Below are 16957 nucleotides of genomic sequence, written 5' to 3'. Positions count from 1 at the left end.
GAATCAATAGGTGAGTAGACCATCGGAGCCTCCCCCGATAGCCTCTCGCAGAACCGTACGTGAACCTCTCAGTTCATAATCAGCATCACTACTTTGCTCAACTTCGTCATCATGAGGATGAAAAACGCACACAAAAAACATTACGCTCACCTTCTCTAGGTAAAAGCTCTACGCTAGCCTCATGACGCTGGGCAATATCACGACAAATCGACATTCCTAAGCCAGCGCCATCGCCTTTTTCCGTGTTGGCGCGATAAAAGTTGTCGAACATTTTCTCGCGCACCTCTTCTTTGATCGCTTGCCCACTGTCTGCCACCGTCACTTGCGCGCCATGGGTATCTATCGTGAGTTGCACTTCAATCTCACTCCCCGTGCCAGAATAGCGAATCGCATTATCGATCAAATTCTTAAACAGCACCCCCAGCAGAATCTCGTCCCCTTCCAGCCAATATTTATCCCCCTCAAAGCTCAACTGTTGCTGCTGCTTGATGGCCAATGGCGCGAGATTGGCGATGACATGCCGAATCAAAGCCGATAGCTCAACTTGCTGAGTTGTGAGCTCGGCTAGGCTTTCGACTTTGGCTAAAGTAAGCAGTTGGTGAATCAAACGGTCGGTACGGTCAATCCCTTTGAGGATCATGCCCAAGTCATGTTTTAACTCTTCTGGGTTTTGGCTGTGCAGGGCGTTCTCCGCATTTAAACGCAGCACCGTCAGCGGTGTTTTGAGTTCATGCGCCGCCATACGCGTAAAACGTTTTTCCCGCTGCCACGCTTGCTCAAGTTGTTCGAGCAGTTCATTTAAGGTATCCACCAATGGGGTTAATTCGGCGGTTTGTTCACGCACATAGATGCGATCGAGTTTATGCACGCTGCGCACCGCGATGGCCGATTTTAGCTCGTGAATCGGACGGAAATTGCGATCGATGAGAACAATCATCAGCAACACTAAACAAGGGATGAGCACCAGCTGTGGCAGCGCCGTAGAGAGCGCAATTTCATTGATCGCTTCATCACGTATGTGCTGCTTTTCCGCCACTAAGACGTATTCATAGCCACGCTGACTGTGCGGTTGAGCGAGCTGAAAAATGCGCCAGAAATGTCCTTCGGTCTGTACATCACCAAAGCCTTGATGATCACGACCAAGGCTCAGCGCAGCTTGTTGCGAGTCAGAACTGAATATCAGCTCATCGTCACGATAGAATTGGAAGAGAATATTCTGTTCATATGGGTGACCGAAAGCGGTGGCGATATCATCCCGAGCGTGAGAAAGGCGCTGAATATTCTCCATCCACTCATCAAAATGTTCACGCTGCTCTTTTCGTGCTAGATGTTCCGCCGACAGCGCAGTGGCCATCAAAAGCTGTTTCGCTGCTTGACCCAAACGCGCGTCATACACTTCTTCAACCTCATCTTGTGCGGCAGAAAAGCTGAAGTAGAGCGAGACGAGGATCAGGGCGCAGCTCAGCAGGACCACCGATAGGGTTAAACGGTGTTTAATCGAGAAAACTTTATGCTTTTTCAATTAGATACCCCACACCGCGGACATTCTTGATTACGTTATCCGGTAGCTTTTTGCGTAAATTATGAATGTGCACTTCGATGGCATTGTCGCTGCTGCCTTCGTCCCAACCATGTAGCGCCTGCTGCAACTGCTCTTTGCTCAATACTCGCCCGGTCTGGGTCATCATGGTGGCCAAAATCTTATACTCATTGCGCGTCAGTTTCAGTGGGGTTTGCTGACAACAAATCTCTTGTTTTGAGAGAGATAACGTCAGTTCGCCGACCTGAATCTGCTCTTCCGCACTACCACTGCTGCGGCGAATGATGAGGCGAAGGCGCGCCAACAACTCTTCTAATGCGAATGGTTTACCGATGTACTCATCCGCGCCGCCATCAAGCCCTTTGACTCGATCGCTGATGTCATCGCGTGCGGTAAGGATCATCACGGGCAAAGTGTAACCAGCGCGGCGAATTTGTCGCAGCACTTCTAGGCCATCAATGTCTGGCAAAGTGAGATCGAGGATCACCGCGGTGAACTGCTCGGTTTTCAGCGCGGTAGTGACACCACTACCACGCTCAAGCCAGTCCACCGTGTATCCATGCCGACTGAGCGCCGCGAGCATGGATTCGCCTAATTGTGTATCGTCTTCAACCAGTAATAAGCGCATAGATTATTTTAATTTCTCCAGTAAACGGGTGATCTGCTCTAGCGAGTACTTGCTCAATCTATCAGCAAAATTAGCTTGGGTAACTTAAGAAACGCTTAATCCAATAAGAGGAACACCATTTAAATGGCAATAAGGGAAATGTAGGGAGAGCCTGTCTCCCTAAGGTTACTCTGTGGGTTCACAATGCAGGCGGTGAAACAGGCGATGAATAGCCGGAGCAAATAAGGTGGCTAAAGCGGCAAAAAATACCCCTTCAATGAACAGGCTATAAAGCGCCAAAAAAAGGTGCGTGGCCGTGGATTCCAGCAAATCAGCCACCGGATAAGGCAGTTCCAAACCACTGACCATGGACAGAGCGTTGAGCAGCGCTTGCTCGACAGACAGGCCAGTGATCCAGACGAAGCCACCGATGCCCGGCATAAGGCCGATGAACAGTACCAACAGCGCGATCAAAGCATAACGAATGCAGCGCCAAACAAAACGTTCAAAAGAAATCACATCCTGATGGACCGATTCAAAACGCATGGAAGTTACCCTCTAAGCAATATGAAGTGCCTGAGGATAACCTGTTGCGCTTGAATTGTCAGTGATTAACCACTTGTTGCCAAAAGGATTTCCAACGCTGACTTTGCCCGTAGAAATCGCTCGGGCGCACGCTGCGCATTTGGCCTTGCTGTTCAACCAATAAGGAAGGAAAACCGCCCTGACCATACTGTTCCATCAGGCGGCGGGTGTTAGCGACTTGGCTATCCACCTTAGTGCTCGCAGCTTGCATCGCCTGTTGCCACGCATCTTGATCTGCGCCTAACTGCAGCGCAAGCTCGCTCAGCGTCTCTTCACTGGCGACCAGTTTGCCATCAATGTAGTGCGCTTTTTGAATCGCTTTAAGCATCTCAAAAGCGGCAATCCCCACTTGCTCAGCAGCGATGATCGCTTGCGCAGTTTGGTAAGAGTCGAGAATCAGCGGCGCGCCACTCGATACGCGCTTTAAGTATGCCTCGCCAAATGCTTGCCCCGTTTGCGCTGTGATGCGCTGATCGGCCTGCAAAATGTGCTGGCGAAAATCGACGCTGATCGGCGCACGCTGCATCATACCGCCGGGGTGCAGAAGCAGTTCAATCTCCGGGTGGTGTGCCAGCTCAGCCATCAATGAGGTGGCGCCGAAGCACCACCCACACATGGGGTCAAAAATATAGTGAACTTTTACCATTTCATCTCTCCTGTGTGCACTTTCGCACCAATTTCCAGCGCCATTGGCAAACCTGCATCTGGGTAGTTCGCCAGCATGGTTTTGATTAGCGCAGCACTGTCTTTGCTGTTACTTTTCGCCTGGTCAAACGCAGTTAAATAGCTTTGTGAAAAACGAATCGCGCTGCTGTCGGTCGCCGTGTTGGCCGTCATGTGACCCGGGATCACCACTTGTGGTTTCAACTCTACCATCTGCTGCAACTGCTCAGCCCAAGCGTGACGCTCTTGATTCGACTGCGCGTCTGCCATCCACAGGTGTACATTGCCATACACCGCAACGTTACCAAGAATCGCGCGATTCGCCGGGATCCATAGATAAGGACGGTGCGCCAACTCTCCTTCGCTGTCGCGAATTTCAATCGTTTCGCCATCTAATCTCAATGTTTTGCCTTGATAAGCGGTCGGCAATAGCGGATTCACTGGCGCATTCGCGCCCATTTTTGGCCCCCAGAAGGCCAGTTTCCCTTGCAGTTTTTCAGCAATTTTTGCTCGCACAGCGGGAGTGGCGACCACTTCCGCTTGTGGGAAGAGCTGCTTAAGCACCTCGGCACCAAAGTAGTAGTCCGGGTCCGCTTGGCTGATAAAAATGGTTTTCAGCGTTTTGCCAGAGTCCAGCACCTTAGCCGCAATGCGCAGCGCATCGGCTTTGGTGAAACCTGTGTCAACCACCATGGCTTCGGTGTCGCCATAAACCAGTGTTGAGTTAACGTGGAAGCTGTTACCGTCGGCGTTGTACACCTCTAAGGTGAGCGGTTTGGCCATAACGCCTGCAGACATCAGTAAAGTTGCGGTTAAAGTCATAACTGTTTTCATATTCTCTATTCCCGTATTGGTTGGCTCAATCTTGTTTCACTCACTTGGCGGTGAGCTAAGTGGATGAGCGCAGTTTACGGGCTGTACTTGTTCAGATATATAGCCAATAATTAACATCATTATTTCGTAATAAGAGCAAATCATGGATAGACTGACTGCTGCGCGCGTCCTGCTGGACGTTGCCGTGACGCAAAGTTTTACCGCCAGCGCCGAACGGTTGGATATGTCGCGACCTATGGTGACACGCCACGTCGATCTGGTTGAAGAGTGGTTAAGTGTGCGTCTTTTGCACCGCACGACTCGTAAAGTTGCCCTGACCTCAGCGGGTGAGCAGTGCCTGCCATTATTGCAAGCGTGGGTCGAGCAAGCGGCGGCGCTGCAGGATGAACTCAGCAACGATGGCGCGCTCGGTGGACGCATTCGCATCGCCACCAGTATGTCGTTTGGCTTTGCACAGCTGATCCCCGCGGTGAAAGAGTTTATGGCACAGCATCCGATGGTGAGATTGATATCGATGTGCAAGATCGTGCCAGCGACTTGATTGCCGAGCGGATCGATTTGGCGATCCGCATCGCGGCCAATCCCGATCCGTCTCTGATTGGCCGCCCTATCGCCCGCTGCGATTCCATTTTAGTCGCCTCACCCGACTATTTGGCCAGTAGCAGCCCGATTCAACATCCGACCGATTTGGCTCATCATCGCTGTCTTGGCTACAAGAACTTCGAGCGCCATATCTGGCATCTTAGCCAAGGTGATCATCATCAGTCGGTGGAAGTCTCCTGCGCGCTCACGGCGAACGAGGCAACCACACTGCTGAGCGCGGCGCGCCACGGTATGGGGATTGCGATGCAGCCGACCTATTTGGCGCAAAGTGCCGTGGAAAAAGGCGAACTTGAGGTGATACTCCCCTCGTGGCAGCCTAAGGTGATGGAGATCTACGCACTGTATCCTTCGCGCAAGCACCTCTCGCCTGCGGTGCGGGGCTTAATCGATCATCTGCTGCGCTATTTTGCTCAAACAAAATGGCAGGATATCCGTCTGTAGTTTTGCCAAGGCTATGATAGAATGCCGCGCTTTGCGTCCCACCAGTAGAAGTGACGCGATTTTGATACCCATTCAGTGAGGATTCGCATGTCATTTACTCAACTCGGCCTATGCCAACCATTGGCACAAGCGGTCAGCGCGCTCGGTTACGAGAAGCCGACCCATATCCAAAGTCAAGCTATCCCTGTGATTTTGCAAGGACGAGATGTCATTGCCGCGGCGCAAACGGGCACGGGGAAAACCGCCAGTTTTGTATTGCCGATTTTGCACAAACTGCAGGGCGCGCAAACGCAAAAGAAAAAACGCATCCGCGCGCTGATTTTAGTGCCTACCCGTGAGCTCGCCATTCAGGTCGATGACAAAATTCAGCAGTACGGCCAACCATTGGCGTTACGCTCACTGGCTATCTATGGCGGTGTGGATGAGAAAGCGCAAAAGCAAGCACTGATTGATGGCGTAGATATTCTGGTAGCCACGCCCGGACGATTGCTCGATCTCTACGGCCAACGCGCGGTTTACTTTGAAGAAGTAGAGATTTTAGTTCTCGATGAAGCGGACCGCATGCTGGATATGGGCTTTATCGACGACATCAACAAGATCCTCGATCGTTTGCCGGAGACGATGCAGCATCTGCTGTTTTCTGCCACTTTGTCGAACAAAGTGCGCGATCTGGCGAAAAGCGTAATCCACAACCCGTTTGAGATCAGCATCGCGGCGAAGCAGGCCTCCAAAGCCAACATTGAGCAGTGGATTATTACTGTCGACAAAGATCAAAAATCGGCACTTTTGAGCCATCTAATCCAGCAAAATCAGTGGGATCAAACACTGATTTTCATTGAAACCAAGCATGGGGCAGCTAAGTTGGTTTCTCAGCTGGAAAAACGCGGCATTCACGCAGAAGCGTTCCATAGTGGCCGCAGCCAAGCAAGTCGTGCTCAACTGCTGGAAGATTTCAAAGCAGGTAAAATCAAATACTTGGTGGCAACCGGTGTGGCGGCACGCGGGATTGACATTGAAGCGCTACCGCGAGTGGTCAACTACGATCTGCCGTTCCCGGCCGACGAATACGTGCATCGCATTGGGCGAACCGGGCGGGCCAACGCACAGGGTGAAGCGATCTCCTTCGTTTCTAAAGATAACTTCAAGAATCTATGCATGATTGAAAGCCGCTTAGGCCATCTACTTGAGCGCCGCGAAATAGACGGTTTTACGCCGAAAAAGCCGGTGCCGATTTCAATCTTAAATTATGTGCCTAAACACAAACGCCCACCCAATGACAACAAATAATAAAAATGCCAGCAATTGCTGGCATTTTTATTATATACATCTCGGTAATAGCATTTCATTATTAATAGATTAATCATAAACACCATCAAAGGAGAGCAGTTTAATTTCCAGTTTGGCACCAAAATATTGCAAACTGATCAACGGCTCTTCTTCTTCACTAATTTTTTTTCCCAATGTTTCTAGCACTTCAGCCATAAAATCTTTAACTGACTGATCTGCCTGAGAAAGGTATTGCTCCAGATCTTCATTTTTCATTAATGCACCTAACCTAACTTTAACGTTAATTCTTATATATTTTTCAATCATTTATATTGTGTTCTTCTTTAACCTAAAGGAGAACAACATGGAAATCCAAAAAATTGTATTGAACGGCCGCCAATACCGCTACCGCGCTTATCCAAGCAAACATTCCGACCAATTTGCGATCTTTTTGCTTGGTGCTCTGCAAGATATCGAAAGCGTACATGCCTTTTCGACCCGCTTCGCCACGCAACTGAACTGCATCACCATTGAAGTCCCGGGCACAGGGCGCACCACGCCGTTGGACTCGACCATCAGCATTCGCGATCAAGCAAAAATGCTCAAAGATCTCATTCACTATTTAGGCATAGACAAAGCCCACGTGATGGGATTCTCATACGCCACAGCGGTTGCGGTGGAGCTGTGCGACCTTTGGCCGAACGTGCTCAGCCTCTCCATTTGTGGCGGCGTTCCCGGTATTCCCTCTTCTGGCCGTTTTGCCACCAAGAAAATGATTGCGGCCGCCATGGAAAGCCCAGTGGCATTCGCCAAAAGTTTTACCCATTCATTGACGATCACGCATCCAGATATTCCCAGAAACAGCGCCATCATTCGTGCCACAGAGCGAGAAGTCGGCAAAATGGAGCAAGAACGCATTGATGTATTCTTTGAGAACTCCGTTCGCTTATTAGTTCATACGCCAGCAAATATTGAAAATATCAATATCCCCTGCACTATTTGTGTCGGTGAATTTGACCCTTATGTCACCAAAGAAGTGGCGCAAGAATTTTCTGCCAAACTCAATCGAAGTCACTTTATTGTGATAAAAAATGCGGACCATTTAGTCCATTTACAACATCCAGACAAAGTCGCGGACATATTAATCGCCCAAGCCGCTTCATCTGTTGCGTTGCAAAAAACATTCGCCAGCCTAACGTAAAAATTTAGGCTATTTTCATTTTTCATGCATTTATAATCAACTCAAGTCGCTGTGCAATTTGGGTTGATTATTTCCACTCACCTTATCAATGTCACATTTTATATGTATATCTTTGATAAACTCATCAGTATATCGATAGCGCTATTTTTCCGTGACTTTTCAACCTTGGTCAAAGCTTCCACAATCAACGCATCGCGCACATGCTGCACCTGACGCAACTGATGGAACTCAGGGAATTGGCGCATCTCGCTGGTAAAGTTAACGTGCGAACTTAGATGGAAACCCAACTTGACACGAAAACCAATCGCCACCGGGAAATCGCGTACCTTGTTCACGTCTTCCAAAATTTGGTACTGATATTCTGAAATGCCCAGTACACGCGCAATGGTTTCCAGTGGAATGTTGTGCTGCAAACGAAAACGTTTCACAGTAATCGCCACAGAGCGGTAGTAGTCAATCGCGAATTCGTGGATATCCAGCACAGGAGGAGGAAGTAGCTCGTTGTAGTTACTCAGCAAACCCGTTTGCGATTCAAGCTCACTTTTGAAGCGAAGAAACGCCACGCGGTCGTCTTCATTCATTAAGTTCGCCACTAATTCCAAATATAGCTTGAACTGATCGCTGGGCAGTCGGCCTATACAGAGCAGAGCCTCAATGGCTTTGTCGTCCATGCCACGAAACTGCTCTTTCATTTTCAGGCCATAGTAAAAGCTGGTCATCGGCACCATCATGACCCAAGTTAGCGCGGCCACCACATGGATGGGGCGCATCGACGGATAACTTTGCTGCATGTAACGCTTGAGCGTCGAACCATTGATGCCCGAGAAACGTTGCTCGAGCTGCTTGAAAGAGATACCTTGAGCGCGGCGTACGTAAGACATAGAGACCGCCATATCCGTGTCAATGTTTTGCAGCAGCGTATCCATTTTGCGGATTTCTTGCTCAGACACGGCGACATTGAAGCTTTCCTTGCTGTTTTGCATAAGGCCTGTTTACAACTCATTCAACAGTCACTCTCCAATGCAAATTCATTAGAGCCCGAACGCTTGCCAGTCCACAGCCTACGCTGCTTTAAGCAAACTTCCACCCTGCAAAGGTCAACACAAAAATGACACCCAATTGTAACATTTTGTGAAGCGCAGAGCAGCTCGACGAAAATACCAGATGTCAACGCCTAGGTCTACTCAAGCAACTGATAACAAAAACGTTATAACCATGCATTTGTCCACAATATAAGAACTTAGTACAGCTCTTCTGCTGCACGATCGAACAGTTGCGCTATGGTCGGCGCTTGGCTCCACTGCCATTCTTTGGGCAAGCGCAGGGATGTAACGCAGCGAGAGATCTTGAGGTTTGCCTCGCAACCTACAAACAAACTACTAATAGCTCACTTTTTACTCAAGGAAGCGACACCTACCATCAAGCAGATTGGAATTAAGAGACATAAATTAGCGGGAGGAAGCAAGTACGTTTATTCCTAAAATAGAGCCCACTTCATAAGAAGGCGTTGAACGGATTTTCGACTTGGGGAAAGAGCAGTTTTAGACCAAGACTTTGATATTTAAAACATTAAATATTTCCCAAATCGGATAATGAAAAACGCCGCAGATTCATGCGGCGTTTCCGTGTTTATGCAGGGCTGGCGATCGCTTCCATCAGTTTTGAATACTCTTGCTTAGCTTGGCGATAAGTGGTTTCGATCTGCGTGATGTCGCACTCTTCTTGTTTGCGTGCTTCTTTTTCCATCTCAGCCAACATTTCTCTAAGGTCTTGCGCGCCGATGTCACCGCACAAACCTTTCAGTTTATGGCTCCACTGCGTGACTTCATCAATGTTGCGAGCGGAGATTTCAGATTCCAATTTTTCCATATATTCAACAGAAGAGGCCTGAAACATGGTGACGATTTTATCCAACAGTGCTTGGTTTCCTGCCATGCGCTTTAGCGCCTGATCTTTTCTCCAGCCTTTATAGGTCGATTTCGCTGTCACCTGTTGCGTTTGTATCGCTTCAGCACCACGTTGATTCTGATATTTTTTCGTCCAGCGTGATACTTTCTCCACCAACCTCTCCGAGTCAACGGGCTTGGTGATGTAATCACTCATGCCGTGTGCCAAACATTTCTCTTTTTCGCCCGAGAAGGCGTTTGCCGTCATCGCAATGATCGGCACATTACTGTGTCCATATTTTTGTGAGTTGTAACGTAGCTGTCTGGCGCATTCGTAGCCGTCCATCACTGGCATCTGACAATCGAGCAGAATGCAGTGATACGCTTGTCCATCGATGTGTTTTTCCATCACCAGATTGAGCGCATCGAGGCCATTGGAGACACAATCAATCGAGGCATTCAGCGGTGCCAAAAATCCCTTAGCCACTTCCTGATTGATGTCGTTGTCATCGACAATCACCACTCTCACTCCATGTAAATCGACTTGAAAGGGCTTAGTCGAACGCTGAGCTGATTCCTCTTCTGTCACATCCTCTTCTGCGTCGTTCCCATTTAACACGGCTAACAAGTCTTCACTGAGGACAGGCTTAGAGATTATGGTAACGTCCAACTCTCCGCCCATTTGATAGGGCGGCAATGGTGTTGAGGCATTCAGTTCAATTAACTGCATTGGCAAAGTGGATTGAGCGGCCGTACGTGCTTTCAGTGCTTTCATCAGTGCATTGTAGTGACGCGATTCGGCTTCAAAGATGATGGCGTCGAATACCTGATGATTGAGCCACTGTTCAATTGACGCCTTTGGCTCAGACACTTGCCCGCCCCAACTAAGGATCATCTTCGCCACCACGTTACGCAACGAATCATTGTTGAGGCATAGCCCAATGCGCTTACCTTGCAACTCTGCGGCCAAAGAGTCGCTGTCGCATTCTGATTCCGGCATATCGAGGTAGAAATAGAAGTGGCTCCCCTTACCTTGAATCGACTCAAAGCCAATATCGCCATTCATTAACTGGCACAACTGACGACAGATAGACAACCCTAAACCTGTCCCGCCAAACTTAGTCGCTGTCTCAGAAGATTCCTGAGAAAAAGGCTGAAATAGCTTGTGCTGATTTTCCTGAGCAATGCCAATCCCAGTATCAAAAATATCAACACTCAACCGCACGCTACCTTGTTCCAGCGTGCTAGTGGAAGCAACAACGCGAATTTCCCCTTCATTGGTAAATTTGATCGCATTGTTGAGCAAATTATTGATCACCTGCTTAAGCCGATTAGGGTCGGAAATGACGCGAGAATGGTGAATATTGGTGGTATCAATGATCAGTTCTAGCCCTTTCTCTATCGCTTTCACCGACATGGACTGGACAATACTTTCTACTTCCTCACGTGGTGAAAACTCTTGATTATGCACTTCCAACTTGCCTGATTCGATTTTCGATAAATCGAGAATGTCATTGATCAGCACCGCTAACGTACTGACGCTACGCTCCGCCATGGTGAGGTATTTTTGCTGGCTTGACGTCAGGGGATCATTTTGAATCAAGTTGAGTGTTCCCATTATGCCGTTAAGCGGTGTTCTCATTTCATGGCTGATCGTGGAGATAAAATTACTTTTCGCCAAACTTGCCTCCATCGCCTGTTTGTGGGCAACTTCCAGCTCTTCGCTATGCCGCTTTAACTCTTCGGTGCGTTCCCTAACCTGCGCATTGCTCTGTTTGAGCAGCTCTTCGCTACGCACCTCTGAAGTAATATCTCTTAACCGCAGGGCAACGGATTCCATTTGCGATGAACGATGAACAATCGGCGATAGACTGATATCTAAATGTTTTAAATAGCCACTTTTATCATCAAAAGTATCTTTGAAGGCCAACACGGAACCTTTGCTTTTCGAGACGGTGAGCTGTTTGAGCAAATCAACATTATGCAGTTTGACAAATTCAGAGACAGGTTTATTGAGTACCGACGATTGCGGCACACCAAATAGCTGCGCCGCCGCATGATTCCACGTTTTGACTAAACCAGTCTCGTCGATGCAGATGAGAGCGTCCACTGAGCCATCGACAATCGCTTGGAAAGTTGAATTGGCGTTGTTCAGCTTATTACTTGCGCGATAGGAACGATAAAACACCAAGGTGATGATCGCGAGAATAGAGACGGAAATGCCGCCCATGGTGATGATCTCTCGGTGCCTTGCGTTGATCCTTTGGTCGATGACGGTTTGATTCAATAGGCTGTAAACAAACAGATGCTCATCTCGGCTCGTGCCGGTATACACCACTTCCCTATCCGCTAACCATTGCATTTTCCCTTCCGCTTTTTCAGCGATGGTTGCCAATCCTTCCGCACCGAAGGAGGTAACGTCGTAAAGACTCTGCAGAGTCCAAGACGGATTCAGTTGCGCGGAAAAGTTCAATTTGCTGTTGGTCGAAAAGACAAAATTGCCGGCTTGATCAACCAGCCAGAATTCATTGATGAACCCCGTTTCTGCGACAAAACGTTGAATAAGTTCAGTGGCATCAATGTTCATGATTAAGAAGCCAAAGCGATCGCCACTAGGGCCAAAAATCGCCATCGCGATGCGATAGACGGGCTGTGTCGGAAAAACAATTTTTCCATATTCACGGTTCAAGTTGATGGGTGAGACGTACACCTCACCAAACTCCAACTCTGCGGCGGCGGCGAAATAGGATTCATCACTTTTATCTTGTAGCCGCTGCTCAGGCACGGCAATCACTCGACCACCGTCTCGGTCTACACGCAAGAACTCTCGCCCGTCCGCCACGGTGATGATGCGCAGCTGCAAAAGTTCGCTGTTGTTTTCAATCAGAGCTTTAAAAATCACATCAAGGCGATTTTTCCATTGGGCTAGTGTGGTATTGTCCGCGGGATCGTTACCATTGTTCTCTAACGCTCGGCCAATGCCTGAGATAGGCGGAGTGGAATGAAGAAACTTTAACAAACCGATGTTTGAAGCAATGCTTTTCTCCAACAACGAGACTTTGTTTTTCGTCGCGGAGATCAGCGATTTTTGTGCATCTTGGGTGATCTGCGACGTCGCATATTGGCTGTACTGATAAGTCACAAACCCAGACAAGAGGATAAATACCAAAAATATTCCTAAGAAAAACTTTTTCATCCACATGATGCCGTTCCTTCAGCCGAGGACTTGCTTTGGCTTTGCCGCAGCCATTCTCACCACGACGTTGCCATTTTTCCCCAGTTCTTTTGCTTGATAGAGAGCATCATCGGCCACCGCTAAGGCCTGCGCAGGTTCTTGTGGTATCTCTTCTGCACGACAAGATACGCCGCCGATACTGATGGTAATGCATCCGATTGGGCTAGCTGCGTGCTCTATCCACTGCTGTTTTAGCGCTGCATTAAGTCGGCTCGCCACCAATTTTGCACCGTGAAAATCGGCGTTGGGCAAGATGATCACAAACTCTTCACCACCAAAACGATAAATCCTATCTGTGACGCGTTTTAAGGTGTCACTAAGTAATTTTGCTACCGTGCATAACGCTTCGTCTCCAGGAAGATGACCATAGGTATCGTTGTACAATTTGAAATCATCGATATCCGCAATTAGAACAGAACAAGGGGATCCATTACGCCTGCAATGTCCAGCAATCACCGGGTAATCTTCCTCTAGTGCGCGGCGGCTAAGCACTTTGGTCAATACATCACGCTTGGATAAGGTTTCCAAGTGCTCGGTTTGTAGTTTATGCGTGACATGTGTTTTCACTCGATGCTCTAGCGTAGCGAAGTTGATCGGTTTGGTAATGAAATCAACGCATCCTGCTTCCCAACAGCGGATCTGCGCGTCATCGTCATCGCATGAAGTGGCAAAAATAACCGGAATATGGCAGATGCGTGGCGAAGATTTCATGATGGAACAGGTGGTCCACCCATCAATCTTTTCCATCATGATGTCGAGTATGACTAAATCTGGCGACGCTTCAGTGGCAAGGGCAATTGCTTCTTCGCCACTGCTCGCGGTAATAACGTTAAATGCAGACGACAGGCACTCCTTGATGACTTCGCGATTGATCAATTCATCATCAACCACAAGCACGGTCGCCCTATCCTGCCGCTTTTGCAACTCACCTAGCACGTTGGTACTTATCCTTTTGTACTTTTTCGTTATACAGAACTATATTTCTTTTTGAAGCAGATCTATATCCATCAAGTTTCTAAGCAACAATGATAACAACTCTAACTTAGGCTAGTTCATACTGGCACAATGGACAAGGTGTCCAGAACGAAATGAATCATGACGAGTTCAGCTAAGGCAGGCGACGTATGTCATCTAGTAATGTTCCATTTGACGTCAGCATTTTAATTGTGGATGACGAGCAAACCAATTTGATCATTATGGAAGAGGCCTTACGAGGTTTAGGGCGAATCATCTCCACGACTGATCCGTTACAGGCTGTTGATCTTGCAGCAGTACATCAACCCAAAGTGACGATTCTTGATATTGAGATGCCAACGCTCAATGGCTTAAGCTTATGTAAGCAGTTACTGGAAAACCCAGACACCGCAAACACCGCCGTTATTTTTATCACCTCGCACAACGAAACCGACATGGAGTACCAATCGTTTGAATATGGGGCGGTAGATTTCATTGCCAAGCCAATTGACATGCGTCTCTGCCGTTTTCGGGTACTCAATCAACTGCAGCTGCGTATCCAATCCGATGCTCTCTCCGTTGCTAAAGGTGATCTGCAGGATCTGCTCAGCCAATTGCCGATTTTTGTTTCTTATTGGTCACCGCAGTGGGAACGACGCTTTTGTAATGATTACAGCAAAAATTGGTTTGGTCTCAGCACCGACAAAGAGCTGGATAGAGAGGCCAGTATCGATATGGTTTTGCCGGAAGCGCTCGCACAGCGCATTCGTAGGGAAGTCTGCTGTCAGCAAGATCAGAATAACCTGGTGTTTCGCTATGAGCTCAATACCTATGTGGCGGGAAGCAAACATTTAGATATCCATGTGAAGCGACGCATTACCGACGGCAAATTGATTGGCTACATCGTCACAGCGGTCGATATGACCAACATCGTCAATACTCAAGTCGCTTTAACCGAAGAGAAAGAGTGGCTTAACGTCACGTTAAACTCGATTGGCGATGCCGTCATTGCCACCGATGTTAACGCGCACATCACCTTCATGAACCCAATCGCCGAAAGCATGACAGGTTGGCGGCAGACGCAAGCCAAAGGCAAGCATATTGAAGAGGTAATGTTGCTGTGCGATGCCACCACCGAACAAAAGAGTTTTAATCCTATCTTATTGGCGCTAAAAGAACAGCGCACCGTCGCCATGGCGCTAAACTGCCAGCTCACGTCAAGAGATAACAAAGTGTATCGGGTCGAAGATTCTGCGGCACCGATCCGCAACAACCAAGGCAATATCATTGGTGCCATCATCGTTTTCCATGATGTGAGTGAAGCGATTGCCATGTCAGTGAAAATGAGCCATTTAGCCAACCATGATCAACTAACCGATCTGCCCAACAGAGTACTACTGCACGATAGGCTCCACAATGCGATGCGCATCGCGCAGATCCAAAAGAGGCGTCTCGCGATGCTGCTGATTGATATCGATAATTTCAAATACATCAACGATACGCAAGGGCACCACGTCGGAGATCTTCTGATCAAAAAACTCGCTACCCGCTTAGCGGAACACTGTCTGCCTGATTTCACCATCGCCCGAGCAGGCGGAGATGAGTTCATTATCATCGCCACCAATGTCTCCAATCTCGGCACGATTGACTCTTTTGCCACTGATTTGCAGCTTGCCATCAATCATCCGTTTTATATCAACGGTACGGCCCATCGAATCACCGCCAGCATTGGTATTAGCATCTACCCAGATGATGCCGATAGCGAAGAGAAACTGCTGCGATATGCCGACACCGCGATGTACCGGGCGAAGAAACAGGGTAAACAGCAGCACTGCTTCTTCTCGCAAGATTTAGAGTCCGAACTGCTCCACCGCCATCATGTTGAGATCCAACTTCGGCAGGCAGTTGAACACAACGCATTAGAGGTGCTGTTCCAGCCACAGTATAACCTGCAAAACCACGCTATTGTCGGCTGTGAGGCACTGGTTAGGTTAAGAGATACCAATGGCAGCCTGATTTCACCGCTCGATTTTATCCCAATCGCGGAAGAAACTGGCCTTATCAACCTACTTGGTTTGCAAGTGATGACGAAAAGTTGCCGAATAGCAAAGCAGATGCTCGACGATGGCATGCCCACACGCTTCTCTGTCAATGTCGCGGCGAAACAGTTCGCCAACCCCGACTTTGCTAACGAGGTCAGCGCTGTTCTTCAAGAAACTCAGTTACCTAGCCACTTATTGGAGTTGGAAGTCACCGAGAGCGCCTTAATGAATGACTTCGAAACCACGAGAAACATACTGTTGAGCATTAAAGCACTGGGTGTGTCCATTTCTATCGACGATTTCGGCACTGGCTACTCAAGTCTCTCTTATCTCAAAGCCTTCCCAATCGATGAGCTGAAAATCGATAGGGCATTTGTCCGTGACATGACCAAAGATGAGCAGAGCTTTAACATCGTAAAAACTGTCGTTCATCTGGCCAAATCATTAGGCTTAACCTTGGTTGCTGAAGGGATTGAAACCGCACAGGAAGAAAAGCTTCTGCGTGAATTAGAGTGCGAGTTGGGCCAAGGCTTTTTGTTCTCACGCCCTGTCACCTATGACACGCTGTATACTTTGCTGGAAAAAGCAAACTATGTGAAGGTATGAAGCAATCTTAAACTGCCTTTTTGAGTGCGTAAATAAGCGTTCACAATCAGTCCAACTCGCACTCAATACTGGCGATTGGTGTGGCATCTTCACTAAAACAGACATACGCCCAAACCGCTTGCTGCGGGCGAAAGGTAATGTAGCCCGCCTTAACGTCATCTTGTTTAAAGTTGAGTTGTGTAGCGGTCACTTCACGTCCATCAATCAAGGTCGCTTCAATGTGCTCACGCAACCAAATGGCGACTTTTTCTTTGCGAGACGTCGAAGTGATGGTGATTTCTGCGCAGCGAAGCGGTGGATTTGGTGCCACGAAGGAGCGATTTCCATCCGTTGTTCCTTTGATTCGGTAGCCCTGCTCCACATCATGAAATTGTTCAATCGTGACCTGACAATCATCGGCTGCCTGAACGCTTGAGGCGCAGAGTAAACACAATAACGCAACGTATTTTCTTAACATAATCTCAGATATTCATTGTTTGCCAGAAACTGAGCTT

General features: G+C 48.3%; 13 protein-coding genes and 1 pseudogene. 4 read left to right on the top strand and 10 right to left on the bottom strand.

What is annotated here, in order from left to right:
* Positions 1-109 precede the first annotated feature (109 nt).
* The 5 genes from EA26_RS08765 to EA26_RS08745 all read right to left on the bottom strand — a co-directional run bounded on the left by EA26_RS08765 (position 110) and on the right by EA26_RS08745 (position 4229).
* A complete protein-coding gene (locus EA26_RS08765; protein WP_193244138.1) occupies positions 110-1450 on the bottom strand; it encodes an ATP-binding protein in 1341 nt (446 codons plus the stop codon).
* 58 nt (positions 1451-1508) lie between these two features.
* Complete coding sequence (locus EA26_RS08760; protein WP_039426815.1) at positions 1509-2168, bottom strand: response regulator; 660 nt, start codon at positions 2166-2168, stop codon at positions 1509-1511.
* Between the two features lie 165 nt (positions 2169-2333).
* Positions 2334-2693: a hypothetical protein gene (locus EA26_RS08755; RefSeq protein ID WP_039426813.1), complete on the bottom strand. Its 360-nt coding sequence runs from the start codon at positions 2691-2693 to the stop codon at positions 2334-2336.
* Positions 2694-2751: 58 nt separating this feature from the next.
* A complete protein-coding gene (locus EA26_RS08750) occupies positions 2752-3378 on the bottom strand; it encodes a DsbA family protein (RefSeq protein WP_039426810.1) in 627 nt (208 codons plus the stop codon).
* Positions 3372-4229 (bottom strand): MBL fold metallo-hydrolase, encoded by an 858-nt coding sequence (locus EA26_RS08745; protein WP_039426808.1) that lies wholly within the window; start codon positions 4227-4229, stop codon positions 3372-3374. The genes EA26_RS08750 and EA26_RS08745 overlap by 7 nt, the downstream gene beginning before the upstream one ends.
* A 142-nt stretch (positions 4230-4371) precedes the next feature.
* Between EA26_RS08745 and EA26_RS08740 the strand changes: the two are divergent.
* Positions 4372-5273 (top strand): annotated as a pseudogene (locus EA26_RS08740) (LysR family transcriptional regulator).
* Positions 5274-5360: 87 nt separating this feature from the next.
* Entirely contained in the window at positions 5361-6560 is a 1200-nt protein-coding gene (locus EA26_RS08735; protein WP_039426806.1) for a DEAD/DEAH box helicase, read from the top strand.
* A gap of 69 nt (positions 6561-6629) precedes the next feature.
* Here the strand turns inward: EA26_RS08735 and EA26_RS08730 are convergent, their stop codons facing one another.
* Positions 6630-6815 (bottom strand): hypothetical protein, encoded by a 186-nt coding sequence (locus EA26_RS08730; protein ID WP_039426805.1) that lies wholly within the window; start codon positions 6813-6815, stop codon positions 6630-6632.
* 88 nt (positions 6816-6903) lie between these two features.
* Between EA26_RS08730 and EA26_RS08725 the strand changes: the two genes are divergently transcribed.
* Entirely contained in the window at positions 6904-7740 is an 837-nt protein-coding gene (locus EA26_RS08725; protein WP_039426804.1) for an alpha/beta fold hydrolase, read from the top strand.
* A gap of 98 nt (positions 7741-7838) precedes the next feature.
* Here EA26_RS08725 and EA26_RS08720 read toward each other — a convergent pair whose 3' ends face one another.
* From EA26_RS08720 to EA26_RS08710, 3 genes are all read right to left on the bottom strand, one after another.
* Positions 7839-8723, bottom strand: a complete 885-nt coding sequence (locus tag EA26_RS08720) for a hypothetical protein (protein ID WP_039426801.1) — start codon at positions 8721-8723, stop codon at positions 7839-7841.
* Positions 8724-9369: 646 nt separating this feature from the next.
* The gene (locus EA26_RS08715; protein ID WP_039426798.1) at positions 9370-12828 is read right to left on the bottom strand and encodes an ATP-binding protein; all 3459 of its coding nucleotides are present in this window, start codon (positions 12826-12828) and stop codon (positions 9370-9372) included.
* Positions 12829-12840: 12 nt separating this feature from the next.
* Complete coding sequence (locus tag EA26_RS08710; RefSeq protein WP_052079672.1) at positions 12841-13797, bottom strand: diguanylate cyclase; 957 nt, start codon at positions 13795-13797, stop codon at positions 12841-12843.
* 188 nt (positions 13798-13985) lie between these two features.
* Here EA26_RS08710 and EA26_RS08705 point away from each other — a divergent pair, with 188 nt between their 5' ends.
* The gene (locus EA26_RS08705) at positions 13986-16463 is read left to right on the top strand and encodes an EAL domain-containing protein (protein ID WP_039426795.1); all 2478 of its coding nucleotides are present in this window, start codon (positions 13986-13988) and stop codon (positions 16461-16463) included.
* A gap of 46 nt (positions 16464-16509) precedes the next feature.
* Here EA26_RS08705 and EA26_RS08700 read toward each other — a convergent pair whose 3' ends face one another.
* Positions 16510-16920, bottom strand: coding sequence for a hypothetical protein (locus EA26_RS08700; RefSeq protein ID WP_226978313.1), 411 nt, complete (start codon positions 16918-16920; stop codon positions 16510-16512).
* Positions 16921-16957: the final 37 nt, after the last annotated feature.

Origin of the sequence: Vibrio navarrensis, assembly GCF_000764325.1 — a bacterium.
GTDB lineage: Bacteria > Pseudomonadota > Gammaproteobacteria > Enterobacterales > Vibrionaceae > Vibrio > Vibrio navarrensis.
Note: the sequence above shows the minus strand (reverse complement) of the source record. Positions and strands in the feature narration are given on the sequence as shown.

Bases quoted from the DNA above. Each gene is read 5' to 3' on its own strand.
- EA26_RS08760 (WP_039426815.1), bottom strand. From the start codon at position 2,168: ATGCGCTTATTACTGGTTGAAGACGATACACAATTAGGCGAATCCATG.
- EA26_RS08755 (WP_039426813.1), bottom strand. From the start codon at position 2,693: ATGCGTTTTGAATCGGTCCATCAGGATGTGATTTCTTTTGAACGTTTT.
- EA26_RS08750 (WP_039426810.1), bottom strand. From the start codon at position 3,378: ATGGTAAAAGTTCACTATATTTTTGACCCCATGTGTGGGTGGTGCTTC.
- EA26_RS08745 (WP_039426808.1), bottom strand. From the start codon at position 4,229: ATGAAAACAGTTATGACTTTAACCGCAACTTTACTGATGTCTGCAGGC.
- EA26_RS08735 (WP_039426806.1), top strand. From the start codon at position 5,361: ATGTCATTTACTCAACTCGGCCTATGCCAACCATTGGCACAAGCGGTC.
- EA26_RS08730 (WP_039426805.1), bottom strand. From the start codon at position 6,815: ATGAAAAATGAAGATCTGGAGCAATACCTTTCTCAGGCAGATCAGTCA.
- EA26_RS08725 (WP_039426804.1), top strand. From the start codon at position 6,904: ATGGAAATCCAAAAAATTGTATTGAACGGCCGCCAATACCGCTACCGC.
- EA26_RS08720 (WP_039426801.1), bottom strand. From the start codon at position 8,723: ATGCAAAACAGCAAGGAAAGCTTCAATGTCGCCGTGTCTGAGCAAGAA.
- EA26_RS08715 (WP_039426798.1), bottom strand. From the start codon at position 12,828: ATGTGGATGAAAAAGTTTTTCTTAGGAATATTTTTGGTATTTATCCTC.
- EA26_RS08705 (WP_039426795.1), top strand. From the start codon at position 13,986: ATGTCATCTAGTAATGTTCCATTTGACGTCAGCATTTTAATTGTGGAT.
- EA26_RS08700 (WP_226978313.1), bottom strand. From the start codon at position 16,920: ATGTTAAGAAAATACGTTGCGTTATTGTGTTTACTCTGCGCCTCAAGC.